We start from the raw sequence: 17690 nt of genomic DNA on the forward strand, positions 1-17690 counted from the left end.
GAAAGGGCTGAAATCTATTGTTTCAGCCCTTTATTCTTAGCTTATTTTAATTGCCTGCCATGCATTCATCTAGATGGTTAACTTCTGTAGTTGGTTTGATATTTTGCTTAGTTGTAACTTCTTGCAAAGAGGAAAAAAAATACCTGTTTGAAAACCTGCCTTCCTCGCATACAGGAATTGATTTTGAAAATAAACTGGAAGATAAAGAGCTCTTTAATATCCTCTATTACCTGTACTATTACAATGGAGGTGGGGTTGCAACAGGTGATATCAATAATGATGGACTTCCCGATCTTTATTTTACCGCAAATAGCAAGGGAAACAATAAACTCTATCTGAATAAAGGTGATTTTAAATTTGAAGATATTAGCAAATCAGCAGGGGTTACCGGCATGGCAGACTGGGCTACCGGTGTTACCATGACCGATGTTAATGGCGATGGCTTCCTCGATATTTATGTTACAGTCAGCAGTCAGCACCATAACCTCACCGGCCATAATGAACTGTACATAAATAACCAGAACAATACTTTTACAGAGTCGGCAGAAAAATATGGGTTGAATTTTTCCGCTATGGGAACCCAGGCAGCCTTTTTTGATTATGACCATGATGGTGATCTCGATGTGTATATCCTCAACCACTCGCAAAAACCAAATGCCAATATAACGGATACTTCAGCCAGACGAAAACCAAGCGATGTTTCCGGTGATCGTCTGCTTCGAAATGATATTACCACCACAGGGAAATTTACCGATGTTTCGGTTGAGGCAGGGATCTATCAAAGCTCACTTGGATATGGTCTTGGTATTGCTATTGCAGATCTGAATCAGGACGGATGGGATGATATCTATGTAGGAAACGATTTTCACGAAAACGATTATTATTATATAAATACGGGAAACGGAAAATTTATTGAAAGCGGTCAACAACATTTTCGCCATTACAGCCGCTTTAGTATGGGAAATGATATCAATGATTTCAATAACGATGGCCACCCGGATATCATCACAGTTGATATGTTGCCGCCAGATGAAAAAGTGCTGAAAACCTATGGCAGTGATGAAAATGCCGATACATACAAATTCAAATTAACGCGTCATGGTTACCAGCATCAGTACTCTAAAAACTGTTTACAGGTAAACAATGGAAAAGCTGAAAGTTTTAGCGAAACTGCTTTACTCAGTGGTGTTGCTGCGACAGACTGGAGCTGGGCACCGCTTTTTGCAGATTTTGACAACGATGGAAATAAAGACCTGTTCATTTCCAGCGGAATCGTAAAACGACCAGTTGATATGGATTATGTAAGATTTGTATCTGATCTGGTTGCAAAAACAGATGAAAAAAATCTTTCAGAATTGGACACAAAGGCCATAAATGAAATGCCTGATGGCGCCTCCCATCCCTATTTCTATAAAGGGAATGGTAATCTTCGCTTTGATGATGTAAGCGAACAATGGGGAACAGCTCATCTGAAAGGATATTTCAATGGTGCCGCTTATGCGGATCTCAATAACGATGGCAGGTTGGATGTCGTAATAAATAGCCTAAACAGTAATGCGGTTATTCTTAAGAATAATCACCCGGAAAAATACACACTTGAGCTTAACCTGAAAGGGAAGGATGGCAACCGCTTTGGAATAGGCGCTAAAGTCTGGCTCTTTTACAATGGTAAAATGCAATACCAGCAACTTGCCCTCACCAGAGGATTTCAATCCTCCGTTGAGCCGGTGCTTCATTTTGGAATTGATAGTCTGCGTTATATTGACAGCCTGCTGATCGTATGGCCCAGTCAAAAATTTCAATTGGTCCGGAATGTGCCCGCAAAGGGTGATCTGGAATTTCAGGAAATGCATGCAGGCGGACAATTTAACTATGATCAGTTTTTTCCACGCGAACAATCGCCATTACAAGATATTACAAGCCAGCAGGGTATTAACTGGAAGCACACAGAGAACAATTTTTTTGATCAGAACAAACAATACCTGATTCCGCACCAGCTTTCAACTTCAGGTCCGGCAATGGCAGTGGGTGATGTAAACCTGGATGGACTGGATGATTTTTATATGGGTGGGGCATCCGGACAGACAGGGCAATTATTTGTTCAATTAGCCAAAGGTAAATTTCGTGCTGCAACCGGTTCTGATTTTAGCGAAGCTATAGCATGCGATGAAACTGCGGCGGTATTTTTTGATGCCAATAAGGATCGATATCCTGATTTGTATGTGGTGAGCGGGGGTAATGAAATGGATAATAATCATCCTGCTTTAGCTGATCATTTGTACATAAATGATGGTAAAGGAAACTTTCGTATAGTAAAAGATGCTATCCCGCCTATTCTTCGAAATAAATCCTGTGTACAGGCCGCTGATATTGATAATGATGGGGATATGGATCTTTTTGTAGGTGGCTTATCAGATGCGAGAATTTATGGAATTCCGCAATCCTCTTATCTGTTATTGAATGATGGATCTGGTAAATTCAGTACAGCAGCTGCATCAATAATAAATCTTGATACCATTGGTATGGTAACTGCCGCAGCTTTTTCTGATCTTAATAAAGACAGCTGGCCAGATCTGATTGTTACGGGTGAATGGATGCCACTTAAAATTTTTATTAATAAAAACGGTAAGTTATCTCCGATTGATATTCCAACAAGTACCGGACTATGGCAATCCATAACCATTGCGGATGTCAATAGAGATGGCAATCCGGATATCCTCGCAGGAAACTGGGGACTCAATAATAAGTTTTATGCCGGCAAAGATGGTCCGGTTAAATTGTATATTAAAGATTTTGATAAGAACGGTTCAACGGAACAAATTCTAACCTATTCAATAAAAGGAGAAGAATATACTTTTCTTGCTAAAGATGAATTGGAAAGAGCGCTGCCGGTTCTTAAAAAAGCCTACTTAAAATATAGTGAAGTGGCCGGGAAATCAGTGCAGTTTATGTTTTATGATTTGTTCAATGGGTACACAGAAAAAAAAGCAGAGGTCTTGGCTTCATCTTTGTTTTTGAATGATGGCAAAGGCGGATTTAAAAGGCAGGATTTGCCTGATCAGTTTCAATTGTCGCCGGTATTTTCTTTTATAAGCCTCGATTCATCCAATTGGCTGGCAGGTGGGAATTTTTATGGTACCATTCCTTATGAAGGAAGATATGATGCGTTTCAACCTTCGGTTCTAACATTTAAAGGAAATGACATGTTGATGTTTTCGGATTTGATGTCAGGTGTTAGTGGTGAAATCAGGAGTATGAAATGGTTGAAATCAGGAAAGGCAGATTCAATTCTTCTCGTCGGACGGAATAATGAAACACCTTTATTTTTTAAACCGGCTGAACAGCCTTAATAAAGCAGCAATGAAACCTGTTAGAATAGTTTATCAGTTATTGGCTTCCACCCTTTTATTGGTTAGTGGCGCCTGTTCTCAGGAAAGTCCGGGTCCTTCTGTTGTTCCACCTCCACCACCTCCTCCACCTAGGACTAATGAAGTAGAGATGTGGTTGACTAAAGCAGATCAATCAGGCCTTTTACAAAAACAAAATACGGTCATCTATTTTGCAGATACTACAAATAGTTATCCTGTGATTGATGTTGATTCCGCAACCAGTTATCAAAAAGTGGATGGCTTCGGATATACCCTGACTGGCGCAAGTGCATACCTGCTGAATTCTATGGGAAGTGGGAAAACTGCCCTTTTGCAGGAATTATTTGGAACTGGTGCAACGGGAATTGGAGTGAGTTATCTGCGTATAAGTATTGGAGCTTCTGATTTAAGTGCAGAAGTATTCAGTTATAATGATTTACCTGAGGGACAAACCGATCTGCAACTGGAGAAATTTTCTTTAAGCAAGGATACCGTTGATTTAATTCCGGTATTGAAAGAAATTTTAGCCATTAATCCGGCTATAAAAATCATGGGTTCCCCCTGGAGTCCGCCGGTTTGGATGAAGGATAATAAAAGCTCTATCGGTGGAAGTTTGCTGCCTCAATATTACCCTGTGTATGCTAATTATTTTGTGAAATATATTCAGGAAATGAAAGCTCAGGGTATTACTGTAGATGCAATTACCATTCAAAATGAACCTCAGCATGGAGGCAATAATCCAAGTTTGGTGATGTCGGCTGAACAACAGGCTGATTTTGTCAAAAATCATTTGGGACCTGCTTTCCAATCTGCCGGCATTAAAACAAAAATTGTTATATGGGATCATAATTGTGATAATCCTACTTACCCCATATCTATTTTGAATGATCCGGATGCGAAGAAATTTATTGATGGATCTGCTTTTCATCTGTATGCCGGCGATATCAGTGCATTGTCTACCGTTCATACTGCACACCCTGATAAAGCGCTCTATTTTACGGAACAATGGACATCTTCAAAAGGGGATTTTGCCGGCGATTTGAAATGGCATGTAAAAAATGTGATGATTGGATCTATGCGAAACTGGAGTAAGGTTGCATTGGAATGGAATCTTGCCAATAATACCAGTTTCGGTCCGCATACACCCGGTGGTTGTACGGAGTGTAAAGGTGCTTTGACGATTAATGGAGCGTCCTTTACAAGGAATGTGAGCTTTTATATAATTGCCCACGCATCCAAATTTATTCCGGCAGGATCCGAGCGAATTGCAAGCAATATGGTTAGTAATCTTCCGAATGTGGTTTTTAAAAGACCTGATGGAAAAAAGGTGATGCTTATTGTGAACGAAGCAAGCACCCTGACAGGCTTCAATATTAAATACAAAGGAAAGCTGGCCTTTACTTCTCTGCCTGCTGGCGGTGTTGGTACCTTTATCTGGTAAGTCATGAAAAATTGCATTGCTATATTATTCTCTGTTGCACTATTCTCTGCCTGTGGAAAATCCTCGGAAGAAGCTCCCAGCCCAACTCCTGTTCAAAGGCAGGTAGCTGTACGTTCCATTACTATTGATGGCAGACAGCTGGACGATAAAACGTTGGATGTCCGTTTGAAACCAACAATACGGATTCAGTTTACTGAACCCCTGGATAGACAGAGTATAAGCAATGCTATCGTCTGGACTGCGCCTGCTGGTTTATCGGCACCTGTTTATACGACTGGGTTTGAAAATAAAGACTCTGTATTGGTAATTACAGCCAATAATAACCTTGGTTACCTTACACCATATCAGTTTGCTTTAAATAATTCCATTAAATCAGCTTCAGGTGGCCGGTTTATTTCTGTTGTAAAGAAGTCCATTCTTACATCAATAGACTCCACTCCAAAATTTCCAACACTCTCCGATGATGCACTGGTTACCAAAGTTCAGGAGCAAACCTTCAAATATTTCTGGGATTTCGGGCATCCGGTTAGTGGAATGGCGCGGGAACGAAACAGCTCAGGCGATCTGGTTACAACAGGCGGAACAGGGTTCGGTATCATGGCACTGCTGACAGGTATTGAGAGAGGTTTTATCAGTCGCCAGCAGGGATTGGATCGTATCAAAACCATCGTTGATTTTCTTCAAACAAAAGCAACCCGCTACCATGGCGCTTTTGCTCACTGGATAAATGGAGCAACCGGTATCACCCAGCCCTTCAGCCAGAAAGACAATGGTGCCGATCTGGTGGAAACCTCTTTTTTGATGATGGGGTTGCTTTCTGCAAGAGAATATTTTGATGCTGGAACTGCAGCGGAAAATGACGTACGTTCAGCCATAACCGAAATTTACAGTGAGGTGGAGTGGGATTGGTTCCGACGCGATAACAGTGACCAGTTATATTGGCACTGGAGCCCTGATTATGGATGGGATCTCAACCTGCCCATCCGTGGCTGGAACGAATGCCTCGTAACCTATGTACTGGCGGCCGGTTCACCTACCCATGCCATTCCTAAAGTAGTATACGATAAAGGCTGGGCAAGAGAAGGTGCTTTGAAAAACGGAGCGGCTTATTATGGCATCAGTTTGCCATTGGGACAGCCATTTGGCGGACCGCTGTTTTTATCACACTATTCTTTTCTGGGATTGGATCCTCGCGGATTGAAAGATGCCTATGCTGATTATGAACAGCAAAATAAACACCATGCTCAAATCAATTATCAGCATAGTATACAGAATCCGAATAAGTACTTTGGCTATAGTCCGCAGGTATGGGGACTAACAGCCAGCGATATCCCAAATGGCTACGCGGCCAGTTCTCCAACCAATGACCTGGGAATTATAGCGCCTACTGCGGCTTTATCTTCCTTTCCTTACACGCCAGTAGAATCTATGCAGGCATTGAAGTTTTATTATTATATAATGGGCGATAAACTTTTTAAAGAATATGGGTTTATAGATGCGTTTTCGCTTCATCAGCCCTGGTTTGCCGATAGCTTCCTGGCAATAGATCAGGCACCTATAATTGTAATGATAGAAAATCATCGTACGGGCTTACTCTGGAAGCTGTTTTCATCCGCTCCTGAAGTAAAAGCAGCTTTATCCAAACTGGGCTTTACTGCTCCTTATTTGTAATCAAAAGTTTGCCATGACAACCAAATCAGTTACCTCTCTTCTTGCTCTGCTGTTCCTGGTAAGCAGTGTTGTTTATGCACAGAAAAAGAAACCAGGCAAAACGCCTGCATTTTCAGCAGCTGATCGCCCCCGGAATCTTTCCGATTCAGCACTGTTGGATTTAGTACAACAACAGACCTTCCGCTATTTCTGGGATTTCGCACACCCGGTTTCCGGTTTATCGCGGGAACGTAGTAATGAATCCTTTAATTATGGAGGTGAAGTGGTTACAACCGGCGGTACTGGTTTCGGAATCATGTCGATTATTGTTGCCAGTGAACGTAAATGGATCGCCAGGGATTCTGCTGCGAGATTCCTGTTAAAGATGGTGCGGTTTTTATCCAAAGCAGATGCCTATCACGGCGTATTTCCTCATTGGTTAAATGGCGAAACCGGCAAAACAATTCCCTTTAGCAGAAAGGACGATGGTGCAGATCTGGTGGAGTCTTCTTTTCTTTTCCAGGGTTTGCTCGCCGCCCGCCAATATTTCAATAGTAATGATCCTGTTGAACGGGAATTACGTAATCGCATCAACTGGCTGTGGAATGATATTGAATGGAATTGGTTTACCAATAACCAGGAGGTGTTATACTGGCATTGGAGTCCCAATAACGGATGGGCAATGAATTTTGCCGTACGTGGATTTAATGAATGCCTGATTATGTATGTGCTTGCTGCCTCCGCAGATCGTTATCCCGTTAGTCCGGCTGTTTATCACAACGGATGGGCACAAAGCAATTTTTTCAAAAACGGAAAAGAGTTTTATGGGATTCCGCTTCCCCTTGGTTTTGATTATGGTGGCCCGCTGTTTTTTTCCCATTATTCTTTTTTGGGATTGGATCCCCGCGGACTAAAAGACAGCTATGCGGATTACTGGATGCAAAACCGCCATCATACCCTGATCAATCGGGAACATTGTGTGCGAAACCCGAATCAGTTTAAAGGCTATGGTCCACAGTGTTGGGGATTGACCGCAAGTGATACGTACAACGGATACGATGCGCACTCCCCAACTAATGATAAAGGCACGATTACGCCAACGGCTGCTTTGTCTGCCTTCCCCTATACACCGGAATTTTCCATGCAGGCCCTGCGTCATTTTTATGAAAACCTGGGTGATAAAATCTGGTCAGAATATGGATTTGTGGATGCATTTAATGAAAGCCGGAACTGGTATGCTTCCAGTCATCTGGCAATTGATCAGGGTCCAATTATTGTAATGATTGAAAACTATCGTTCCGGATTGATATGGAATCTTTTTATGTCCTGCCCGGAGGTTCAAAATGGATTGAAAAAACTCGGATTTGAAAGTCCGCATTTCAAATAATTAAACTTGCCAAATGAAAAATCTATCCCGTAAACAATTTCTCCAGCAGTCCGCATTGGCTGGTGCAGCTATTCTACTTTCCTCATTGGAAGCTGTTGCAGCCATAGAGAATAAAAAAATCCGTGTAGGTATTATCGGATGCGGAAGTGTATCGGGCCAATACCTGCCACACCTGGCTAAATCGCCGCATGTTGAATTGGTTAGTCTTTGTGATATTGTAGTGGATCGGGCTAAAAATCGTTCAGCAGAGTTTAATGTGCCGAACGTATATGATCATATTGATAAGCAATTAGCGGGTGCTCCATTTGATTTGCTGGTTAATCTAACCGATATGCAGGAGCATGGCAGACTTAATAAAATTGCGCTGACAAAAGGCAAACATGTATGGAGTGAAAAACCAATGGCGAATACGTACAAGGAAGGCAAGGCTCTGTTGGAGCAGGCTCGTTCCAAAGGGCTCAGAATCTGGGGTGCACCGGCGGTGGTGAATAGTCCGCAGTTCGCCTTTATGAGCAAAGCGATTCAGGAGGGTAAACTTGGGCGGCTTGCAGCAGCGCATGCACATTATGGCCATGAAGGTCCGGGTTGGTCTGCTTTCTTTTATGAAAAAGGAGGGGGTAGTTTGCCTGATTTGGGGGTATATAACCTGGCAACTCTTACCGGTTTACTGGGACCCGCCATTTCTGTTGTGGCAATGACCACCATTGTTACGCCTGAACGTACGGTTGACAATAAAGGAAAAATCAAAGTGGTGGCCGAAGATAATGCGATGATCCTAATGGAACATACAGGTGGTGTTTTATCACATGTGCAAAGCGGGTTTAATTATTTTGATCCCTATGGGCATGGTGGTAAAGGACAGGATCGTCACACGATTTCCATTTGGGGGACAAAAGGTAATATGGGATTGGTTGGTTACGATTGGGCACCGTTTGGGGTGGACCTTTCCACAATGGATTCCCCTACACCTGTTCGGCATGTGCCTGATCCGGGTTCCTATGTGTGGCAGGAGGGCGCTTCGGTAATTTCGGCTTCTCTTCTCGAGAAAAACGAACCGCTGATTTCTCCGGAACATGCGCTACACGTGCTGGATATTATTGAATCAGCCCGTGCTTCTTCCCAAACCGGTCAGAAAATCAGTCTTCAATCCAGCTTCCGCTGGCCAATCTGCTAACTTTACCCGCCGGGTGCCACCGGTCGGGTGCCACCCGACCGGTAAAAAAATTAAATGAGCGATCAGAGAACATACGATGCAATTGTAGTTGGCAGTGGTATCAGCGGTGGCTGGGCTGCTAAAGAGCTTTGTGAAAAGGGGCTCAAAACCCTTGTGCTGGAGCGGGGCAGGATGGTGGAACACCTGAAAGATTATCCGGGTATGAACAACCATCCCTGGGAGTTTAAACACCGGGGTGCGATTACACAACAACAACGCCAGAACAATTCGCTGATTACCAAGGCAGCGGGTTATGCAGAGGATACCCAACATTTTTTCATAAAGGACGCAGATCATCCTTATGTTCAGGAAAAACCATTCGACTGGATTCGCGGTTACCAGGTGGGCGGCAAATCACTGACCTGGGGCAGAAGCTGCCAGCGCTGGAGCGATTATGAATTCAATGCCCCCAAACAATTTGGGTTCGCTGTAGACTGGCCGATCCGATACAAAGACATCGCGCCCTGGTACAGTCATGTTGAACAGTTTGTTGGCATTTGCGGCGATAAAGACGGCATCCCTTCCATGCCTGATGGTGAATTTCTTCCCGCCTATGAACTCAATTGTGTTGAGAAACACATGAAAGAAAAACTCTGGAACAATTATAAGCGTCACCTGATTTCCGGGCGATGGGCACAACTCACCGAACCGGCACCCATTCATCTGGAACAGGGCAGGGCTGCCTGTCAGAACCGAAACCTATGCATGCGGGGCTGCCCTTTCGGAGGGTATTTCAGCTCCAATAACAGCACCCTACCCTGGGCGGAAAAAACCGGCAACCTCACTATCCGTCCTCACTCTGTGGTGCACTCAATAATTTATGACGAAGAAAAAAAGAAGGCCGTTGGTGTTCGGGTAATCGATGCCGTTAGTAAGGAATCAATTGATTATTTCGCCCATATTATTTTCCTTAATGCATCCGCGCTCAATACCAACCTGATCCTGCTCAACAGCAAGTCAAACCGATTCCCGAACGGGCTTGCCAACGACCATGATCTATTGGGACGATATATCTGTTTCCATAATTATCGCGGTTATATGAACGGCGAAAAGCCAGGGTACGAAGACGGATATTATAAAGGCCGCCGCCCCGCAGAATGTGTCATCCCTAATTTCCGTAACCTCGGCAAAAAAGAAATGGATTTCCTGGGCGGTTATGTGATTTTTACGGGAGCCTATCGCGAATGGATAAATGCAGATAAACATCCAGATAAAATGGGTGCGGAATTAAAGCAGGCCTTAACTGAACCCGGCACCTGGCGCATCTATATGTACATGCAGGGAGAAACCATTCCGAAAGCAGCAAATCGCGTGTACCTGCATGCGAATAAAAAAGATAATTGGGACATTCCCTTACTGGTAACAGATGTTGGCTATGATGAAAACGATGAGAAAATGCTGCAGGATTTTCTTGAACAGGGAAAACAAATGATGGAAGCGATCGGCGTAAAAAACCTGATCGTAAACGATACCAAACAGCCCCCCGGACTAGATATTCATGAAATGGGCGGGGTACGTATGGGTAATGATCCCAAAACCTCCCTGCTCAACGAATGGAACCAGCTGCATCTTTGTAAAAATGTATTTGTAACGGACGGCGCCTGTATGACAAGTACCGGCAATCAGAGTCCGTCGATTTTGTATATGGCCCTGACTGCACGTGCGGCCAACTACGCCCTACAGGAAATGAAAAAAGGAAATTTATAAATCCTCCAACATGAGCCAATTCTTTTCTACTCAAAAAACAATCTGGCTGGAGCCGGGCTGGACACTGGTTCGGATCCTCACCGGCATCCTCATGACCTATCACGGATGGGAGGTTTTTGATGCCGCAAAAATGAAGGAATATGCCGGCTGGCTGACCTATTTTTCGGAAGGCACAGCCAGTGCGCTGGTTTACATCGGGAAAGCTGCCGAATTGATTTCAGGGGTTCTGCTAACAGTGGGATTATTTACCCGCCTGGCAGTTTGGCCCATGATTGCCACCATGCTTTATATTGCCTTCATTATAGGAAATGGACAAATCTGGTATGGCGATCAGCATCCTTTTTTATTTGTATTACTCGGACTTCTGTTCTTCTTCCGTGGTTCGGGGAAATTTAGCCTGGATCAGCGATTTTTTACTCCTAAACTTCCATTGATTTTATTGCTGCTGACACCCTTTCTTTCCAGTGCACAAAAATCAAAAACAGGACCAGTTTCGCTTTCCCAAACGACCTATTGCAATCCGATCAATCTTGATTATGGCTATACACCCATTCCAAATTTCAGCGAATGGGGGCGTCATCGCGCAACTGCAGATCCGGTAATCGTAACCTATAAAGGTGATTATTATTTATTCTCCACCAACCAGTGGGGCTACTGGTGGAGTTCTGATATGCTGAACTGGAATTTTGTTTCCCGCAAATTCCTGAAGCCTTATCACAAAGTGTATGATGAATTATGTGCGCCGGCTGCAGTTGTAATCGGTGATACCATGCTGGTTTTTGGCTCCACTTATACCAGTAATTTCCCGCTCTGGATGAGCACCAATCCCAAAGGTAATGAATGGAAAGAAGCGCTGGACTCACTTGAAATTGGTGGTTGGGATCCGGCATTTTTTCTGGATGATGATGGCCGTTTTTATATGTACAACGGCAGCAGCAATCGCTATCCGCTCTATGGCATTGAACTGGATCGCAAAACATTTCAACCGATCGGTACTAGAAAAGAACAGTATTTTCTGGAAGACTGGCGATATGGCTGGCATCGGTTTGGTGAATATATGGATAATACCTTTCTTGATGGATTTATTGAAGGTGCCTGGATGACCAAACATAAGGGTAAATATTATTTGCAATGGGGCGGTCCGGGTACCGAAATGAGCGGATATGCAGATGGTGTGGTGGTGGGAGATTCACCACTCGGACCCTTTACTCCTCAATCCGATCCGGTCAGTTTTAAACCAGGCGGATTTGCACGTGGAGCCGGGCATGGTGCCACTTATCAGGATCCCTGGAACAATTACTGGCATGTATCCACCATGGGCATCAATGTAAAAAACACCTTCGAACGACGTAATGGAATCTGGCCAGCCGGATTTGATGAGGAAGGTATTATGTACTGCAATACGGCTTTTGGTGATTATCCGCATTATCTTCCCAATGGCGTAACAGATCACAGGAAAAGCCGCTTTACCGGATGGATGCTGCTGAACTATAAAAAACCGGTGCAGGTTTCGTCTGCGCTTGGCGGTTATACAGCCAATAACGCAGTGGATGAATCCATAAAAACCTATTGGAGTGCTAAAACAGGAGATAAGGGGGAGTGGATCCAGACAGATCTCGGCGCTCCATCAACCGTGCATGCCATTCAACTTAATTATGCCGATCAGGATGCTGAATTTTTGGGCAAGCAAACAGAAATCTTTCATCAATACAAATTGTACAGCTCAACAGACGGTAAAAAATGGAATCTGCTGATCGATAAAAGTCAGAATAAAAAAGATGTTCCGCACGATTATATTGAGTTGGCAACACCTATTACAACCCGCTACCTGAAACTTGAAAATATCCATATGCCTACCGGTAAATTTGCCCTCTCCGGGTTTCGTGTTTTTGGAAAGGGAGCGGGTCAGCCTCCGCTGCCGGTAAAGACATTTCTCGTATTACGTACAGAGAAGGATAAACGCAGTGCTTATATCAAATGGTCGCCGGTTGACAATGCCTATGCCTACAATATTTACTATGGAACAGCACCTGATAAGTTGTACAACTGTATTATGGTACATGATGGAAATGAATACTATTTTAAGGGAATGGACAAAGAAAAAGTTTACTATTACAGAATCGAAGCGGTAAATGAAAACGGCGTTTCGGAAAAAACAATAGTGCAAACAGTAAATTAAAATTATATAGCAGCATGAAATCCGTAAAAAATTATGTAGCAATTCGAACGGTAATTCTAGGTTTTCTGACAATTATTGGGACCTCTTTGTTTTCTCAGCATAAGGAACATTTTCAGGATGATGGGGAAGCGCCCATTTTATCCTATCATCATGGGAAACCATTTTATAAAGACATTCAAAATTTCAAGTCGGCAGATAGTGTTCAAATGCCTCCCTCAAAAGCTATTTTGCTGATCGGTAGTTCTTCATTTACCTATTGGCGTGATGTGGCAGCTTATTTTCCCGGTTATACAATAGTGAACCGTGGATTTGGTGGCTCAACACTGCCTGACCTGATCCGGTATCAGGATTTTATCATCTATCCCTACAAGCCAAAACAGATTCTGATTTATTGCGGTGAAAATGACTTTGCCTCATCGGATACAATTGATGTAACGACAGTTGTAAATCGTTTCAAACAATTGTTTTGGGATATCCGTGTACGTTTGCCGCGGGTTCCTATTAGTTATGTTGCCATGAAACCCAGTCCAAGCCGGTATCATCTGTTACCAAAATATGTAGAAGGCAACAGGCAGATAAAAGAATTTCTTGCTACCCAAAAATTTACCTCTTTTATTGATGTTTACCCGGCTATGTTGCAACCCGATGGCCATCCGATTGGCGAAATTTTCACATCAGACAGTCTGCATATGAATGCCAAAGGTTATGCTGTGTGGCAGAAATTAATTAAGCCACATCTCAAAAAAGGAAAATAAAAAAATTGACCACCATGAAATATAAGATTGCTGTTTGCCGGTTTGTGTTACCGGTTCTTTTACTGTTGCTGATAGCCATAAGTCCATCATTTGCACAACAAAAAATGAATCAGTTCATCACCGGTCTGATGGCCAAAATGACGGTTCAGGAAAAAATCGGGCAGCTCAATCTGGTAGTTGGTGGTGAAGCTACAACCGGTTCCGTGGTAAGCACCGGTGTGGAAGAAAAAATCAAACAGGGGAAAGTGGGTGGCATTTTTAGTGTTTCAACACCCCAGCGGATTCGCCGCATTCAGGAACTGGCAGTACAGCAAAGCCGGCTTAAAATTCCCATCATTTTCGGGATGGATGTGATTCATGGGTATCGCACTATTTTTCCTATTCCGTTGGGGATGGCCGCTTCCTGGGATATGCAACGTATAGAAGAATCAGCCAGGATAGCTGCGCAGGAAGCAACGGCAGACGGACTGAACTGGACCTTTTCTCCTATGGTGGATATCTCCCGTGATCCACGCTGGGGAAGGATTTCCGAAGGTTCGGGGGAGGACCCCTTTCTGGGGTCAGCCATCGCGGCAGCCATGGTAAAAGGATACCAGGGTAAAGATCTGTCTGCAGATAATACACTGCTTGCCTGTGTGAAACATTTCGCTCTATATGGTGCAGCAGAAGCAGGTCGCGATTATCATTCAGTTGATATGAGCCGGATCAAAATGTTTAATGAATATCTGCCTCCTTATAAAGCGGCCATTGATGCAGGTGTAGGATCGGTGATGAGTTCCTTTAATGATGTGGATGGCATTCCGGCAAGTGGTAATAAATGGTTATTGACCGATGTGCTGCGTAAGCAATGGGGATTCAAAGGCCTGGTGGTATCCGATTATACTTCGGTGAATGAAATGATCGATCATGGTTTGGGTGATCTGAAAGCGGTATCGGCACTTTCCCTGAAAGCCGGACTGGACATGGATATGGTGGGCGAAGGTTTTTTGACAACGCTTGAAGCTTCGCTTAAAGAAGGGAAAGTAACGATGGCGGAAATTGATCGCGCCTGCCGCCTGGTACTGGAAGCGAAATACAAACTGGGTTTGTTTGATGATCCATTCCGGTATTGTAATGATGTAAGAGCGCAAAAAGAGATTTTCTCTGAAGCGCATCGCAAAATTGCCCGTGCTACCGCAGCACGCTCCTTTGTGTTGTTGAAAAATGAAAATGTATTGCCATTGGCAAGAAAGGGATCCATTGCATTGGTTGGACCGCTTGCTGATGCAAAGGAAAATATGGTGGGCACCTGGTCGGTATCTGCCGATGTTTCCAAGGCAACTTCTTTGCTGGCCGGATTGAAAGAAGTAGCCGGAACCGGCGTACAGGTTCGTTATGCAAAAGGCGCCAATGTTTCGGAAGATGCTGCATTGGAGGCCAGAACAAGTGTGTTTGGTAAACCCTGGCAGCGTGATTCCCGTCATCCGGATACCCTGATTGCAGAAGCCGTGCGCCTGGCAAAAGAGTCTGATGTAGTGGTGGCTGCCATGGGTGAACTGGCAGAATTTACAGGGGAATCATCCAGCAGAACCGATTTAAATCTGCCCCAAAGCCAGAAAAAACTGGTGGATGCATTATTGGCTACCGGTAAACCCGTTGTAATGGTATTGTTTACGGGTCGTCCGCTTACTATTACAGAGGAGGATCAAAAACTTCCTGCCATCCTGAATGTTTGGTTCGGCGGGTCTGAAGCAGGTTATGCCATTAGTGATGTATTGTTCGGCGATGTGAATCCATCGGGTAAATTACCTGCCACCTTTCCACGAAATGTTGGACAGATTCCTATTTATCATAGTTACAAAAACACGGGTCGGCCGCTGGTGGGGGACGAATTTCAGAAATTTCGTTCCAATTATCTGGATGTTTCCAATACACCCCTTTATCCGTTTGGTTATGGTCTCAGTTATACAAAATTTGAATACAGTCCGGTTAAGCTGAGTAAAACTTCATTAAAAGGTGCTGAAAAGCTGATGGCGTCTGTAACAGTTACCAATAGTGGGAAATACGCCGGTGAAGAGGTGGTGCAAATGTATCTCCGGGATATTGTGGCTACGAATACCCGGCCATTAAAGGAACTGAAAGGGTTTAAAAAGCTGCTATTGCAGCCTGGTGAATCGAAGGAAGTGAGTTTTGAAATCACCACCAATTTGCTGAAATTTTATGATCACAACCTTCGGTACGATTGGGAACCGGGTGAATTCACCGTATTTATCGGCACCAATTCCCGCGATGTATCATCCGCCAACTTCACCTGGAACCGTTGACCTAAATTTCCACCGGTCGGGTGCCACCGGTCGGGTGCCACCCGACCGGTGGAAGAAAAAAGAGTAACTTTGCCGCATGAACCGTTACCGGCTTTTTTCAGTAGCTACGATTGCCTTACTAGTTTTCATCTGTTCCTTTTCCCAACATGGAAGCGATGAGAAAAAATGGATTGAATTATTCAATGGCAAGCATATCCGCAATTGGATGGTGAAGGTCAATCACCATGATGTGGGGGTGAATTTTGGCAATACGTTCCGGGTAGAGGATGGTTTGATTAAAGTCCGCTATGATCAGTATGGCGCTTTTAATAATCAGTTTTCTCATCTCTATTTCAAACGGCCATTTTCGCATTATCATCTGCTGGTAGAATATCGATTTACCGGCAAGTTCAAAGAGGATGCGCCGGGTTATACCTTCAGAAACAGCGGTGTCATGATGCATTCGCAGGATCCGCGCACCATGTTGAAAGACCAGGACTGGCCGATATCCATCGAAATGCAATTTTTGGGCGGACTGGGAGATGGGAAACCCCGCACTACCGGTAATCTGTGTACGCCAGGAACGGATGTGGTGTATGAAGGCAAAATTGATCCCCGTCATTGCATCGATTCCAGATCCAAAACCTATGATGGCGATCAATGGGTTACTGCTGAAGCCATCGTATTGGGGGATAGCCTGATTCAACATATCATCAACGGAGATACTGTACTTCAATATTCAAAACCACAGGTGGGTGGCGGTGTTGTCAACAATTTTGATCCCAAATTCAAAGTCGATGGAACACCTTTAAAGAAAGGATTTATTGCCTTGCAATCAGAAGGGCAGGAAATCGATTTTCGCCGGGTTGCGATCCGGATCTTAAGGCGCTAAGACCGGATGCCGTACCTTTGCGGCATGGAAAAAATCGAAACAATTATTCTGGACCTGGGTGGCGTGTTGCTGAATATCAGTTTTGAAGCCACTGAAAAAGCGTTTGAATCCATTGGTCTTACCAATTTTCATCAGTATTTTTCTCAATACAAAGCATCTCCTTTGTTTGAGCAACTGGAGACAGGTGCAGTTTCGGAACAGGAGTTTTATACCTATTTCCGCAAGGAAACCGGTCTGATCGTAGATGATGAATCCATTACAAAGGCCTGGAACGCCATGCTGCTGGATTTTCCTCCGGAGCGGATCGAATGGCTGCGCGGACTGGAGGATCGTTACAGGGTCTTTTTATACAGTAATACCAACAGCATTCATCATGAGGCTTTTCAATTGAAATTCAGTGCTGAATTTCCGGGTAAACCCTTCGATCTGCACTTTGAAAAAGCGTATTATTCACATATACTCGGGAAGCGAAAACCCTATCTGGATTCCTTTCATGCCCTTATTGAGGATGCCGGTATTAATCCCGCTACCACCGTATTTATTGATGATACCAAAACCAATATCGATGGTGCCGAGCAGGCAGGAATGAAAGGGATTTTTCTCACCAATGGACAAACGGTGCTGGAGCTGGGGATCTGAGGAAGTGAAAGGTGAAAGGTGAGAGGTGAAAGGTGAGAGTTCACCTGAAGGGTACCCGTCGGGTGAACAAATGTTGCAGAAAATACCCACAAGTTGCAAAAAGATGTTACTACCTGTTTGTAGCTGGGATTGAAGTTCCACCCACTTTTTTTAAACAGGAGTAGTTACCGCCTTAGA

At 43.9% G+C, this 17690-nt stretch carries 11 protein-coding genes; all 11 read left to right on the plus strand.

Annotation, left to right across the window (positions count from 1 at the left end):
- The first annotated feature begins 59 nt into the window (after positions 1-59).
- The 11 genes from B2746_RS12275 (at position 60) to B2746_RS12325 (ending at position 17513) form a co-directional block, all read left to right on the plus strand.
- A complete protein-coding gene (locus B2746_RS12275; protein WP_290794204.1) occupies positions 60-3350 on the plus strand; it encodes a VCBS repeat-containing protein in 3291 nt (1096 codons plus the stop codon).
- A 10-nt stretch (positions 3351-3360) separates the two neighbouring features.
- Entirely contained in the window at positions 3361-4809 is a 1449-nt protein-coding gene (locus tag B2746_RS12280; protein ID WP_290794206.1) for a glycoside hydrolase family 30 protein, read from the plus strand.
- A gap of 3 nt (positions 4810-4812) precedes the next feature.
- A complete protein-coding gene (locus B2746_RS12285; RefSeq protein ID WP_290794209.1) occupies positions 4813-6480 on the plus strand; it encodes a glucoamylase family protein in 1668 nt (555 codons plus the stop codon).
- A 13-nt stretch (positions 6481-6493) separates the two neighbouring features.
- Complete coding sequence (locus tag B2746_RS12290) at positions 6494-7846, plus strand: glucoamylase family protein (protein ID WP_290794212.1); 1353 nt, start codon at positions 6494-6496, stop codon at positions 7844-7846.
- A 13-nt stretch (positions 7847-7859) separates the two neighbouring features.
- On the plus strand, positions 7860-9020 hold the full coding sequence (locus tag B2746_RS12295) for a Gfo/Idh/MocA family protein (protein WP_290794215.1): 1161 nt from the start codon (positions 7860-7862) through the stop codon (positions 9018-9020).
- Positions 9021-9074: 54 nt separating this feature from the next.
- The gene (locus B2746_RS12300) at positions 9075-10766 is read left to right on the plus strand and encodes a GMC oxidoreductase (protein WP_290794218.1); all 1692 of its coding nucleotides are present in this window, start codon (positions 9075-9077) and stop codon (positions 10764-10766) included.
- A 10-nt stretch (positions 10767-10776) separates the two neighbouring features.
- Entirely contained in the window at positions 10777-12945 is a 2169-nt protein-coding gene (locus B2746_RS12305) for a discoidin domain-containing protein (protein ID WP_290794221.1), read from the plus strand.
- A gap of 14 nt (positions 12946-12959) precedes the next feature.
- Entirely contained in the window at positions 12960-13700 is a 741-nt protein-coding gene (locus B2746_RS12310) for a GDSL-type esterase/lipase family protein (RefSeq protein ID WP_290794223.1), read from the plus strand.
- Positions 13701-13714: 14 nt separating this feature from the next.
- Entirely contained in the window at positions 13715-16003 is a 2289-nt protein-coding gene (gene bglX, locus B2746_RS12315; protein WP_290794226.1) for a beta-glucosidase BglX, read from the plus strand.
- Between the two features lie 76 nt (positions 16004-16079).
- The gene (locus B2746_RS12320; protein WP_290794229.1) at positions 16080-16874 is read left to right on the plus strand and encodes a 3-keto-disaccharide hydrolase; all 795 of its coding nucleotides are present in this window, start codon (positions 16080-16082) and stop codon (positions 16872-16874) included.
- 24 nt (positions 16875-16898) lie between these two features.
- Positions 16899-17513 carry an HAD family hydrolase gene (locus B2746_RS12325; protein ID WP_290794232.1) on the plus strand — a complete coding sequence of 205 codons (615 nt, stop codon included), beginning with the start codon at positions 16899-16901 and terminating at the stop codon, positions 17511-17513.
- The last annotated feature ends 177 nt before the right edge of the window (positions 17514-17690 follow it).

The organism is Flavihumibacter sp. UBA7668 (assembly GCF_002483205.1).
Taxonomy (GTDB): domain Bacteria; phylum Bacteroidota; class Bacteroidia; order Chitinophagales; family Chitinophagaceae; genus Flavihumibacter.